At 65.0% G+C, this 13711-nt stretch carries 9 protein-coding genes; 6 read left to right on the forward strand and 3 right to left on the reverse strand.

The annotated features are described in order from the left end of the window. Positions 1-127: 127 nt before the first annotated feature. On the reverse strand, positions 128-5209 hold the full coding sequence (locus tag AC1PZ7_RS17295; RefSeq protein WP_482356428.1) for an autotransporter outer membrane beta-barrel domain-containing protein: 5082 nt from the start codon (positions 5207-5209) through the stop codon (positions 128-130). Between the two features lie 614 nt (positions 5210-5823). Here AC1PZ7_RS17295 and AC1PZ7_RS17300 point away from each other — a divergent pair. The 4 genes from AC1PZ7_RS17300 (at position 5824) to AC1PZ7_RS17315 (ending at position 10524) form a co-directional block, all read left to right on the forward strand. Then, positions 5824-6486, forward strand: a complete 663-nt coding sequence (locus AC1PZ7_RS17300; RefSeq protein WP_482356429.1) for a recombinase family protein — start codon at positions 5824-5826, stop codon at positions 6484-6486. Positions 6487-6731: 245 nt separating this feature from the next. After that, positions 6732-8000, forward strand: a complete 1269-nt coding sequence (locus AC1PZ7_RS17305) for an MgtC/SapB family protein (RefSeq protein WP_482356430.1) — start codon at positions 6732-6734, stop codon at positions 7998-8000. A 314-nt stretch (positions 8001-8314) separates the two neighbouring features. After that, complete coding sequence (locus AC1PZ7_RS17310) at positions 8315-9643, forward strand: DUF6538 domain-containing protein (protein WP_482356431.1); 1329 nt, start codon at positions 8315-8317, stop codon at positions 9641-9643. Positions 9644-9741: 98 nt separating this feature from the next. Continuing rightward, complete coding sequence (locus AC1PZ7_RS17315) at positions 9742-10524, forward strand: sulfite exporter TauE/SafE family protein (protein WP_482356432.1); 783 nt, start codon at positions 9742-9744, stop codon at positions 10522-10524. Positions 10525-10652: 128 nt separating this feature from the next. Here AC1PZ7_RS17315 and AC1PZ7_RS17320 read toward each other — a convergent pair whose 3' ends face one another. Together AC1PZ7_RS17320 and AC1PZ7_RS17325 are read right to left on the reverse strand one after the other, a co-directional pair. After that, entirely contained in the window at positions 10653-11231 is a 579-nt protein-coding gene (locus tag AC1PZ7_RS17320; RefSeq protein WP_482356433.1) for a hypothetical protein, read from the reverse strand. A 397-nt stretch (positions 11232-11628) separates the two neighbouring features. Continuing rightward, complete coding sequence (locus tag AC1PZ7_RS17325; protein WP_482356434.1) at positions 11629-12084, reverse strand: hypothetical protein; 456 nt, start codon at positions 12082-12084, stop codon at positions 11629-11631. Between the two features lie 74 nt (positions 12085-12158). On the opposite strand from AC1PZ7_RS17325, the gene AC1PZ7_RS17330 reads away from it, so the two are divergent. Both AC1PZ7_RS17330 and AC1PZ7_RS17335 read left to right on the forward strand, forming a co-directional pair. Further along, a complete protein-coding gene (locus AC1PZ7_RS17330; protein WP_482356435.1) occupies positions 12159-12932 on the forward strand; it encodes a hypothetical protein in 774 nt (257 codons plus the stop codon). A 115-nt stretch (positions 12933-13047) separates the two neighbouring features. Continuing rightward, a complete protein-coding gene (locus AC1PZ7_RS17335; RefSeq protein ID WP_482356436.1) occupies positions 13048-13686 on the forward strand; it encodes a recombinase family protein in 639 nt (212 codons plus the stop codon). Positions 13687-13711: the final 25 nt, after the last annotated feature.

Genomic DNA, 13711 nt, shown 5'->3' on the forward strand with positions numbered 1-13711 from the left:
CGGGCCAGACCCAAGCTCGAACGAGCACGAACAGCGCGCCAAAGCAATGGGCCGACCGCGAGGTCGGCCCATCTTCATCGATGTGTGGCGGCGTCGGCGCGCCGCCGGCCGTTCCGAGGGACGACGATCACCAGCGGACCTTCACGCCGCCGAGACCGGCCCAACCCTCGACGTCGCCGAAATTGTATTCGGCGCTGCCGAACAGCGCGACGCTCTCATTGAGGTTGGCGGTGAAGCCGAGGCCGGCATTGTACCAGGTGCCGTTGATGTCGCTGGTCAGGACGGTGCCCGCGACATTGGTCGTGTTGTCGCCCATGAACTCCGACAGCACGTTGAAGGTCGCATAGGGCGTGATCGTCTGGCCGGTCGACATGACGAAGGTCGACTGGATCTGCACACCGAGGCGGCCGACCAGCGATTCCGCGTCACCCGGCGAGACGTAGGTGCCGACCGAGTCGAAATAGGCATCCTGATTGGCGCTGACATAGGCGAGCTGGGCCTGGGGCTGGATGACCCAGCCATTGGCCAGCTCGAAGCCGTAGCCCATCTCGATCGAACCACCCCAGACGGTCGCGTCGGTGCTCGCCGTGACGTTGCTGCTCGCCGCGATATCGAGATCGAGCACATCCACCTTGCCGACCATGTCGGTGTAGAAGCCGGCGCCCGGCGCCAGGCCGGCTTCGCGGATCGAGGCGTAAAGACCCGCGGACCAGCCGTCGATGTTCATCGTGGAATTGCCGTACCAGGTGTTCCACGCGCCATCGACGTCCACATCCGACCAGCCGTAGCCGCCGAAGGCACCGGCGGTGATGCGCCAGTTGTTGTAGTCGAAGGTGTAGTCGCCGCCGGCCTGCAGGCCCCAGGTCTGCTGCGAGAAGTCCCAGCCGCTGCTGACGTCGTAGCTGAGGTCGGAACCACCGCCGCGGCCCCACATCTGGAACTTCGGCGCCGGCACCGGCTGGAAGGCCTGCGCCTTGGTCGGCATTTCGAGGTCCGCATTGCGGCCTTCGAGCTGCTCCTGCTGGCGCATCTCGCCGAGGCGCTTATAGAGCGTGTCCATGCCGGCGTAGAAGTGGCGCTGCATGGCGGACGGGGCAGTCGCGTAGGCCGCCGCCTGGCTGGTGTAGTTCGACCGCAGGTACCAGTCGCCCGCGCCCGTGTCCTCGGCCGACTTGTAGAGGCCGCCCTCGTTGGCCGGATCGTGGAACAGGCGGTAGGAGAATGCGCCGGCCATGATTTCGCGCTGGCCGCTGACCTGGTTGCGGGCGAGCTGGAAGCCGTCGCCCGGAGACTCGGCATACTCGGCCACGTCAACCACCTTGATGCCGGCGCCGGCTCCCAGGCCGGTCAGCGTGCCCGGACCGCCATTGGTGTTGTTGACGTAGATGGTCGTGGTCGCGTCCGACGCCACATTGCCGTTGATGACCAGAACGTCGGTCGGGCTCGCGGCATTGTAGACATAGGTGTCGAGCAGCAGGTTGCCGCCGCCGACATAGTCGCCATTGATGGTGAAGCGGTCACCGGCAACGTCGGTCGAGTGGCCGAGATCGTCGACCAGGCCGCTGTGCAGGGCAATCGTGCCCTGGTTGATGAAGGTGGCGTCCGGCAGGTCTTCCGACGGTTCGCTGCCTTCGGTGTCGGACAGCTCGACCTGGGTGTAGGCGACGCCGGTGAGGGTGTTGCCGGAGACGTCGAGCACGCCGCCGGTGTTCGTCAGCAGGCCGCCATCCGTGCCGGTGAAGATCGAACGGTAGCCGGCCTCGCCGTCCGAACCTTCGAGAACGAAGGTGCCGGTATCGAGGTCGGCATCGGAGTCCGACAGGCGCAGATAGGAGGTGGGATCCACCACCACCAGGCCGTCCATGCCGTCGCGGCCGATGAAGTTCGCGTAGCGCTGCGTCAGCTCGAGATAGGAGGTCTCGCTGACGCCGAGCTGCTGGAAGTGCTGCACATCGTCGAGGGAAAGCGTGCTGCCGCCTTCGACGATCAGCGTGTCGAAGCCATGGCCGCCATCCACCGCGCCGGAAATGGCGAAGTTGGAGTTCATGTTGTCGAGGCCCGACAATATGACGAGGTCGTCGCCGTCGCCGCCGCGGATGTTGTCGAGGGAAATCATGCTTCCCTCGCTGGTCGCGCCGACGAAGATGTCGTCGTCGCCGTCGCCGCCGTCGATGTCGTCGATGCTGATCGACCCGCCATCGGCAAGCAGCACGATGTCGTCGTGGCCTTCATCGCCGTTGACGTCGTTGCCCGTGATCGAGCCGCCGAGCGTCGCGGCCAGAACGATCTCGTCGTCAAAATCTTCCGGCACCGGCATGTACGTCTTGGGCGGGCCGTCCCCGTTGTCACCGTAGAGATTGTCGAAGGCGATGGAGCCGCCGGCCGCGACCAGCGCGATGACGTCGTCGCCGTCGCCGCCCTTGATGTCGTCGACACGGATGTCGCCGCCGGCCGCCGCGCCGAGAACGATGGCGTCGTTGCCGTCATTGCCCTCGATGTCGTCGCCGCGAATGTCGCCACCATCGGCCGCGCCAAGAGCGATGATGTCGTCGCCGTAGCCGCCCCTGACATCGTCGAAGCGAACGTCGCCGCCCGTCTCGGCGACGAGGGCGATGGTATCGTCGCCCTGGTTGCCGTCGATATTGTCGCCGCGCACATCGCCGCCCAGGGTCGCGCCGACGATGATCACATCGTCATTGGTTTCCGGAACATACATCTTGGCCATGCTGCCGTCGTCATCGCCGGAGATGTCGTCGAGGCGGACATCGCCACCGAGCGTCGCAGCGACGATGATCGTGTCGTCGCCCTCCTCGCCGCGAATGTCATCGACTTGGATGTCGCCGTCGAGCGCGCTGACCAGCGCGATGACGTCATTGCCCCAGCCACCCTCGATGTCGTCGCCGCGCACATAGCCATCGAGCGCCGCGCCGACGATGATGATGTCGTCGCCCCATCCGCCCTCGATGTCGCCGAAGCGGATACGGCCGTCCAGCGCCGCGCCGAGGGCGATGATGTCGTCACCGTCGTTACCCTCGATGTCGTCGACCTTGATCTGGCCATCGAGCACGCTGATGAGGCCGATGATGTCGTCGCCCTCATTGCCGCGGACATCGTCGCCCTTCACCTCGCCGCCGAGCGCGGCACCGAGGATGATGATGTCGTCGTGGGTGACCGGAGCCGCATCGGGAATGTCGTCAGCGTCGCCGTCGATGTCGTGGAACGTCGTCTTGCCGTCGAGCGCCGCGCCGACGACGATGATGTCGTCACCGTCGCCACCCATGATGTTGTCGGCCTTGACCTTGCCGTCGATCGCACCGAGCACGATGATGTCGTCGCCGTCGCCGCCCTTGACGTCGTCGACCTTGACCTTGCCGCCCAGCGCCGCGGCGAGAACGATGACGTCGTCGCCGTCATTGCCCTCGACGTCGTGCGCCTTGACCTTGCCGTCGAGCGCCGCGCCGAGAACGATAATGTCGTTGCCCGTGCCGCCCTTGACGTCGTGCGCCTTCACCTTGCCGTCGATCGCCGCGAGCACGATGACATCGTCATCCGCGTCGCCCAGGACGTCGCGAACCTCGACCGTGCTGTGGAGCGCCGCGCCGAGCACGATGATGTCTTCACCCGTGCCACCGTCGACATCCTCGACGAGCGTGACCTCGGAGTGGTCGACAGCGAACAGGCCGATGAAGTCGTCGCCCTGATTGCCCTCGACGGAGATGCCGTTCACCTCGCTGTCGGCGATCGCCGCCAGCACGATGATGTCGTCATTGGTGACGGGCTCGGGAGGCAGGGCACCAATCGGGTGCCCCCCATCGCCGTAGATGTTGCCGAACTCGACCGAGCTGTGGCTCACCGCGCCGAGAGCGATGATGTCGTCGCCGTCATCGCCGGAGATGTCGTGCTCGATGTCGACGGTGCCATGGTCGTAGGCGAACAGACCGATGAAATCGTCGCCCTTGTCGCCGTCGATGAACTTGCCCTTCACCTCACCGCCGTCGATCGCCGCCAGCACGATGATGTCGTTATTGCTGATGGGCTCGATACCGAGCGCGGTCGGGGGCCCGCTGCTGTCGCCATTGATGGCGTCGAACTCGACCGTGCCGTCGTCCACGGCGCCGAGCACGATGATGTCGTCGCCGTCGCCGCCCCGGACGTCCTCGACAGCGACGGAGCCGCCATCGTCGGCGAAGAGGCCGATGAAGTCCTTGCCGGCATCGCCGTCGATGTCCTTGCCGCTCACCTGGCCGCCATCGTCGCCGACGAGCTGGATGCTGTCGTCGCCGAGCCCGCCGTCGATGTCGCCATAGAGCGTGACCTTGCTGCCGGTCCCATCGGCGAACAGGCGGATATCGTCCTCGCCGGCGCCGCCGAGCACGTCGCCGCCCTTGTCGCCGTCGATCAGATCGGTGGTGCCGAGCGTCACGGTGCCACCGCTCTGGGCTATGACCGTGATGTCGTCGTCGCCGGCATCGCCGCCGATGTTCCCGTTGATCGCGATACTGCCGGCGCTCTCGTTGCCGAGTTCGTCCGAACCGGCGACGATGTCGATCGTGTCGTTACCGTCCACGTCGGAGAGGCCGTCGCCGCCGAACACGTTCTCCTTGATGACGATCTCGGCGCCTTCCGTCGCGGCGACATTGATGTCGTCGCTGTCGGCACCACCCATCACCGAGCCTTCGATCGTGATGTCCTGCAGGGACGCGTTGGTGACGTTGATCTCGTCGTCACCGGCGCCGCCGAGCACGTTGCCGCCGTCGTCGCCGACCTTGTTGATCCCGGTCAGCATCTCGTCGGAGGCGGTGATGTTGATGGTGTCGTCACCTTCATCACCACGGACGTCGCCGTTGATGTTGACCCAGCCGAAATCATATTCGGAGAGCGAGCCGCCACCGATGGTGATGGTGTCGTCGCCTTCGCCACCGGAGATCGATCCATCGATGGCGATGGACGATTCCTTGTCGGCATCGGGGTCGGGCCGGATCGTGATCGTATCGTTGCCGCCGTTGCCGTTCACATCGGTGCTCGGATAATCGCCGAGCGTATAGGAACCGCCGATGATCTCGATCGTGTTGTTGTCGCCGTTGCCGTCGACGTCGCCGCCCTGCTCGCCGCCGCCGTCATTGTCGCAGAACCAGTTGCCCGAACCGGACGAGGACTCGGTGCAGCCGGCGGGGCTCAGCGGGAACGCCACCGCCGGACCGGGAACCATCGCGACGCCGACGCGCCAGCATGGCGGCGAGGGCGAACACGGAAGCCGAGCCATACAGGGCGCGCCGACGGTGATCGATCCCGACCGAAGGCACCGCCTCCGACCTGCGAAGGGCGCGCTTCTTCCGACCCGCGATAGTTCGCGCGCCAACAAATTTCCCAGTCATTTAGGTAAGCCCCCAATCCCCGCTACAGGGCGAACCCGCATTCGCCCGTCAATACTTTTACCAACACGCTTCGGACTACGAATCCGGGCTTTGGTCTGTCGGTAATAGTAGATCCCGGTCTTTGCCGGCAGCAAGCCGACGACGCATTATTATACCGTCGCGCAGCCGCTCGCATAAATGCCGAAGCCATTCCGTTGCGGAATGCCGACAAACATCATGGCTCATGGAATAGTGCAATTAAATCAATGAATTATCGCGCGCGATAATTTATCGTTAATTTTCAGTATTTGCTTCATAATGTTACCGCTTGGAATTGGCGCTTTGCCACCGTGGCGATTGCCTTCCCATGTGCTATTTTTGTAACTCACGACAGGGGGAGGCCGCGGGAACGGTCGGGAAGACACCGACCGCGCGTTCCCCTGCGGAGAACGCACGGCCTGCAGGAAAGATGCTCATCGGCTATTGTCTATTGGAACCTGACGGCCACGCCGCCGGCAGGGCAGCGGGCGATACGGCGCGGCGCGCGCGGTCCGATCCGCCGAGCGAAGGGCGGCGCCAGCTTCATCCGGAAGCGGACGCGCTCAAGAAGCTCGGCTGCGAGCGCGTCTTCACCGATATCGAGGACGACCGACGGGCGGAACGCGCCGGCCTGCGCGCTGCGCTGGAATTCGTGCGCACCGGCGACATGCTCATGGTGCCGTCGCTGGAGCAGCTGGGGCACGATCTCGATGCGGTGGTGCTGCAGATAACGCGGCTCAGTGAAAGAGGCGTCACGGTCCGCCTTGCCGGAATGGTGGTCGACATGATGATTCCATCCGGCGAGGCGCTGGCGTTCGCCTGCCGGGCGCTGGCGCGGCTCGCCCATCCTGCCGTTGACGCCGCCGAGGGTGGCCATGGCGACGGCCCGCGCCGGCGCGGGCGTCCGCAGGCACTGTCGACCAAGGACATCGCCAAGGCGCGCCGCCTGCTCACCGGCGGCTCCACCGTGCCGGACGTCGCCCGGGTGCTCGGCGTGTCTCCGGCCACGGTGTACCGCATCTTCCCGCGCCGGGAGCGCAAGTCCGCCGAGGCCGGGGACGGTGCCCACCCGGCATCGGACTCGCAGGACTAGAGCACATCCGGCGGGCTCCGGTTCACCGGACATACTCTCGTCTTCTGTTTCAACGCGCTTTCTTCACGCGAACCGATATCCGCTTCGCCCGCGAGCGCTCCGGCGGACCGGCGCGCCTTGACGGGCACTTTCCGCTGCGCGCGATGTCCTGCGGCTTGTCGAAAGAGCCCCGCTCGGGCAGAGATTCACCGGTTGGTTGCCGGCCCTCGCACCCCCGCGAGCGGGCGCACCCCAGGAAACGTGCCATGGACGACATGGACCTCTTCCAGCGCATGGCCCTGGCCATCGCGATCGGCGCGACGGTCGGGGTCGAGCGCCACTGGCGCGAGCGCGACGAGGACGACGGCGCGCGGACCGCGGGGATCCGCACCTACACGCTGATCGGCATGCTCGGCGGCGTCGCCGGGCTGATCGAGCGCCACCTCGCGCCTTCCGGCGCCCCGTCGGGCCTGGTGCTGGTCGGCTTCCTCGTGACTCTCACAGCCGTCTTCGCGCTGTTCCAGTATCGCGAGGAAGTGGCGGCCCACACCTTCAGCGCCACCTCGGTCGTCGTGGCCATGCTGACCTTCTCGCTCGGCGCCCTCGCCATCCTCGGTGACCTCACCCTGGCGTCGGCCGGCGGCGTCGTGCTGGTTACGATACTGGCCAGCCGTGAATTCCTGCACGAGGCGATCCGCCGGCTGCGCTGGGCCGAGCTGCGCTCCGCCCTGATCCTGCTCGCCCTCACCTTCGTCATCCTGCCGATCGTTCCCTCCGCGCCCATCGGCCCGTTCGGCGGCGTCTCGCCGTCGAAGATCATGCTGATGGCCATCGTCCTGGCGGCGATCTCGTTCTGCGGCTACATCGCCGTCCGCCTGCTGGGCGCCGCACGTGGCGAACTGGTCGCGGGAACGATCGGCGGGCTGGTCTCGTCGACGGCGACGACCATCACCAATGCCCGGCACTCGGCGACGAGCGAGGCGACGCTGCCGCTCGCCGCCGGCGCCATCAGCGCGGGCGGCGTGTCGCTGCTGCGCACCGGCTTCCTGGTGTTCACCCTGCTCCAACCGCTCGCCGGCATGCTGATGGTGCCGCTGCTCGCCGGCGCCGCCGTCATGTTCGCCTATGCGTTGCTGCTGGCGCGGCGCGGCACCGCGCAGCACGGCGAGCGCACTTTAAAGAACCCGTTCGATCTGGACGCGGTGTTCAAGATGGCGCTGCTGCTCGTCGGGGTGGCCTTCCTCGCCCGTGCCGCCAGCGAGACCTGGGGCGACAGCGGCCTCTACCTCGCCTCCGCGCTGTCAGGCCTCGCCGATGTCGACGCCGTAACGGTGACGGTGGCGGGCATGCTGTCCACCCTCGCCCCGCCGACCGCCGCGACGGCGGTCGGCCTCGCCGTGCTGAGCAACATGCTGGCCAAGGCGGCCTACGCCACGGCGCTCGGCGCGCGCGGCTTCAGCCTGAACCTGTGGAGCGCCTCCGCCCTCGCCATCGCCGCCGCGATCAGCGCGCATCTGGCGTTTCCCAGCTGGTGACGAGCGGCATGGCGCGACGGCGCGTGCCCAGCGCTGGCGCGCCGCGCGAGCCGATGCAGGCGCCGCAGTCTTCGTCCGAATGAACCTCCGCTCACGTCGCGGCGGCTGCCCTGAAGAGGGACGTCTGTCGGGAGGTTGGTCGTGAGGCCCACGCCATTGAACTCAATGGCTCACTTCAGGTGGCTGGGGGACCAGGACACTCCGATTCGACCTCTCAAAGCCATATTCCATAAGGAAATCATTGCATTGGTGTAGCCGATGGGTGTATTCGGCGGGTGTATTTTTCTTCCCCAGCCGCCCAATCGGAGCCCTCCATGCGCTATGACCGAACGCATCTTGAGCAGCATCGGCGGCAATGGCGCGTCCGCATCGCGGTGCCCAAGGACATCCGAGCGACCATCGGCAAGCCTCATATTGTGGTGTCCTTGGGCACGGAGAGTCTGTCTGAAGCCGCCCGGCTGAAACACGCGGTCATCGCTGAAATCAGGCAGACCTTCGAGGAAGCGAGGGGCGGAGTTGTGAAGGCTCGGGATAGCCGCTTGCAGGAGGCTCTCCGCTGGAAGACCGCTGAGGTGCTCGGGAGCGTGCCCGAGGAGGAACGTGAGGGCCTCCTGCGGGAACTCATTTACCAGCGCGCGGAGACGATTGAGGCGAGCGAGGGTGAGATTGCCGCTGTCGAGTTCGCTTCCGTCGCGACGGGTGCGGCCACGCCCTTCCTGCCGCTGGTCGATCCGTGGCTTGATGAGCGCATCAGCATGAAGCCCCGGCAGAAGCACGACTACCGGCGCGCCATCACCAAGTTCGCAGCCTTCTGCACAGCGATTGAGGACGTGACGCGCCGCAAAGCCGGGCAGTACGTCACGGAGCACTTCATTCAGAAAGGCGTGCACCCCAAGACGATCAACAAGGACGTGTCCTGCCTGTCCTCTTTCTGGAGATGGCTAGAGAAGCGCGGCTATGTGGAGGGGGACAATCCTTGGCGCGGACAGGGTGTGAACGACCGAGACCTGGAGGTGGTGGCGACCACCAAGCGCCCCTTCACGGACGATGAGATAACGACCCTCATCAAGGGCACGGAACCTGCGACGATGCTGGGGGACGCCATCCGCATCGCGGCGCTCTCGGGAATGCGCGTGTCCGAGATTGCCAAGCTGCGGGTGAAGGACGTGCGCGAAGGTCTCTTCCACGTGCTGGACGCGAAGACCAAGGCCGGAAACCGTGCCGTCCCGATTCACCCCCTTGTGGCTCCCCTTGTGGTCGCGCGGACGGACGGAAAATCACCCGAAGACCGCCTCTTCAGCGAGCTTCCGGCTATCAAGGAGGGCAGCTCTATCGAGCCCGGACAGGCCATCACGAAGCACTTCGGCCGCCTGCGGACGACCCTTAAGGTGGACGAGAAGGCGCCCGGCGCGCGCCAGAGCAATATCGACTTCCACTCCTTCCGCCGCTGGTTCATCACGAAGGCTGAGATGGCCGGCCAGCCCCCTCACATCATTTCCAGCGTGGTCGGACACGCCCGGCAGGGGATGACGTTGGGGACCTATTCAGGTGGCCCTAGCGTGGACCAGTTGCGGGCCTGCGTGGTGGCCGTGCAGTTCCCGAAGGAGAAGCCGAAGCCTGATCGCAGCGCGGCGGCGGCCTGATACGACGCGCTCAGCTCGTTTTCGATTGTCCATCGCGCCATTGTCGACACGCTATATTTGGCTCGATATATCAGTGTGGGCTGTGATGGGGGCAAGCGTTGAAGCAGAGCAAACTCGGGGCGTTCGGCAGCGGTGCCTTGATCGGCACCCTGGGCGGCCTCATTGGCCTCGGAGGTGCAGAGTTCCGCCTCCCCATTCTCATCAGCATCTTCCGCTTTGTGGCGCTTGAGGCCGTCATCCTCAACAAGGCCATGAGCCTGGTCGTCGTGGCCACGGCGCTGCCGTTTCGCATGTGGGCGGTGCCCTTCGATCAAGTGGCCTCGCATTGGCCGATCATTCTGAACTTGCTAGCTGGTAGCCTGCTCGGGGCGTGGGTCGGCGCTGGATGGGCCACCAAGCTGCGCTCCGAAAGCCTTTATAGGATTATCGCCGTGCTGCTGGTGGGCATCGCCCTCGTGCTGATCTTCGGGCACGACATGCACGGGGGAGCGGCCCTCGTGACAGGCCCGGCTCAAATCGTTGCGGGCGTTTTGGCTGGCTTCTGCATAGGGGTCGTGTCGTCGCTGTTAGGCGTGGCTGGAGGCGAGTTGCTCATCCCGACGCTCATCTTGCTTTTCGGCGCTGATGTGAAGCTAGCGGGCAGCCTCTCACTGACAGTCAGCCTTCCCACTATGATTGTAGGCTTTGCCCGCTACAGCCAAGATCAAACGTTCAGCGTGATAGGTCGGAACAAGGCGTTCCTTCTCATCATGGCCGCAGGGTCGATTGTGGGGACGTTCGTCGGCGGACTGCTACTGAACGTCGTGCCCGGCGCGGCCCTATTGCCGGCACTAGCGGCGTTGCTACTGCTATCGTCGGTAAAGGTGTGGCGGCACAAGTGAGGCTCTCATGCCGCGCGCCATGGGCTCATTTTTCTGCCTGTTGTGCTCATGGGTAATATACCTCGCCAAACGCAAGCTGCCACAACACGAGCCCATGAAGGCTATCTCCCGGTGTCCTTCCTGAGACATCACCTCCAGCTCGTCGCCTCCACCCACTCCCGAGCTTCCTTCCGCTGCTTCGCCTGAACGCCCCGATACCGGCTGACGAGCTGCTGGGTGACATCAAGGATGACGGCCATGTCCTCCTGCGTGAGCCTCGGGAAGTGGTCGGACAACCAGCACACGGCCTCCTGCACCGGCATGTTCTCCCGACCACGGGACACCTGAAACTCCCTGAGGGCCGCCCCGGCCACCGCTACGGGTCCCCGCCCTCCCCGGTGGTTCAGCTTCGCGAGGGCATCAGCCCACCGCACACGGAGCCATGCCTGCCCTGCCGGGCTGATGACATCGAAGGGCGCGACCCCCTTCCTCCGTGACTCGATCCGCCTCCCGAGCCCCTGCCGAACGGCCCAGGACGATATCAGGTGCCGCTGATGCGTCCCGCCGCCTTCGACACCCACGAAGTCCAGCTCTCGCAGGACGGAGCGGACCTTCCGAGGGCCAACGCCCATGGCCTGCCCAAACTCCGTGACCGTGATCCAGTCGCCCTTGTCGATGGTGATGAGTTCGCCCGTGCGGCGGTCGAGGATTTCTTCCGTGTAGATCAAGGCATGTGTCTCCGTTCCCGCGTCGCAGTGAGGGCGAGCGGGTGTAGGCGGCCGCAGGGGGCCGCACTGGTGGCTGTGATGGGTGGGGTGAAGGTGCCCGGAAGGCCGCGCGGAGGGGGGCCGTGAGGGGCTCGTGAAGGGGCCGTTAGGCTGCCTCAAAAATAGATAGACGCCCCCTCACACGTACACGAACGAATATCCCCGCGAGGCCCTTGGCGGGGTCCGGGTTGAGGTCGTCCATGTGGTGCGAGGGTGCGCCTAGGAGCGGCAGGGAGTCGCCTCCGCGCTGGCCTCAGCTCTTCCTATAGTGAGGGCTTAGCGGCCCTCCGTGAGGCCGCTGGGGGCTTCCTATAGTGGGGTGTTAGCTATTCCCTTTTGGGAATAGGAAGCGCCGCTCTCACTCCTCCCAAGGCAGCCCTTCAGCCGGTACTTCCGGGGCCACTTCCGGGGCCGGCTTGGGCTTCCGCTTCGGGGCGCCGTTCTCCATCACATCCGCCATCCACGGGCCGAAAGTCTTGACCTTCTTCGCGGCAGCATTCGCCACCAGCTCGTCCAGCCCCGCGCGGGTGAGGAAGGTGGCCTTGGAGAAGGTCGGCTCGGGGCGGCCCTCGCTGGTGCCGAAGTCCTCGCGGGTGAGCGTGACGCGGTTCGCATCGGAGACCTTGAGGCCCGCAAGGATGGGCCGGGCGCCATACGGCGGCTTCGGGGTGTAGCCGATGGCGAGAAGGACATCGTGGGCCATGAGCATGCGGCCATGCGCGGGGTGTCGGGTTGCTCGGATGGTCTTCTCTCCGAAGCGCAGCTTGTGGAGGATGGGGGATGCAGGGGCGTGCGTAGGGGTGGCATCGATCATGATGCGGTGGTTTCCTTGTTAGAGCTAGAGTGAGCGGATGTCAGACGGCCACCACCTTGTGGCCGGGAGCACGAATGATGGCGCTAACAGAATTCCCCGAAAATCTGGGCAGTCTCCACCTTCAGGAGGAGCGTCTGCGCGCACGTGCTATTGAGATAATCGCCGAAAACAGCCAGTTAATGCTTCATCTTCATATCGCCGAACAGGCGATGAACGTGTCCGAAGCATTCCGTCGTTACGTTACGACTGATGAGGACATCAAAGTCGTTCAGATTATGTCTATGAGAATGTTCAACGCACTCGGAACAGCTCTGAAGTTGGCGCTGTCGGGCTACTCTCAAACCGCAACATTAGTAATGCGGGACGTATTGGAAACCGTCTTCCTTGTCGACCTATTCGGCAGCGAGCGCACCTTGATAACCGTTTGGCGGAATGCAAACAAAGCTGAGCGATGGAAGCGATTTAAGCCCGTTGCCGTCAGAGAGGCGCTCGACAGGCGGGATGGGTTCACCAGCCAAAAGCGGCGGGAAGCCTACGACCTTTTCTCTGATCTCGCGGGTCATCCGAACATGACTAGCCACCTCATGTTACGGCCGACCCCCGATGGAGATGCCGTTATCGGCCCCTTCATGTCACCGCGGACGCTTGAGGCCGTTCTCTCGGAGATTGGCCGCCTAGCGGTTCAGGTCGGCAATTGCATCGCGCCATTTTTCCCGGCGGGCTGGGCTGAGGGCGACGCCACCCGACAGCAGTTTGCTCGCACCTGCAATACGTGGCTAGTCGCCTTTTACCCCGAAGCATACGGCGAATTGGCAACTGCGGTATTACAACGATATACCGTACCCTGAGGTATGCCCTAGCGTACAGCGTGGACGAGACCCCAAGCCATGACCGCAAGGGTTGACATCGAATCTGCGTACATATTACCTACGGACATCACCCTTGCCGACACCGGAGAGGCCGATGTCCGTCATTCTCTACGCCCGCGTCTCGACTGCCGACCAAACCCTAGCTCACCAGCGCACGCAGGCCGAAGCGGCCGGCTACACCTTCGACATGGTGATTGCCGATGACGGCGTGTCGGGGGTCTCCATCCCCCTCAGGGAGCGCCCCGAGGGCCGTCGACTATTCGACGTGCTGCGCTCCGGGGATACCCTCGTAGTCCGCTGGGTGGACCGCCTAGGGCGCAACTATGCCGATGTCACCGAGACTATCCGCGAGTTCATGCGCCGGGGCGTGGTGGTGAAGACCATCATCAACGCGATGACCTTCGACGGCGCCACCAAGGACCCCGTGCAGATGGCCGTGAGGGACGCCCTGATAGGCTTCATGGCGGCCACCGCTCAGGCGCAGGCTGAGGCGACCAAGGAGGCGCAGAAGGCCGGCATAGCCCACGCCAAGGCCGCCGAAGGGGCGACCAAGTACAGGGGCCGCAAGCCGACCTTCACCCGGAACCAGTTCACCCGCGTGGGTGAGATGCTGGCGCAGGGCGCGGGCGTGAGCGACGTGTCCAGGCACACCGGCCTCACCCGGCAGACGGTCTACCGGATCAAGGACGACCCGGCCGGACAGGCGAAGGCGCTGGAGGCGTGGGGGCTCTGAGGTGGGGTTGATGGTGGAGGCCACC

This window comes from Ancylobacter sp. TW_SC_1 (assembly GCF_056836805.1).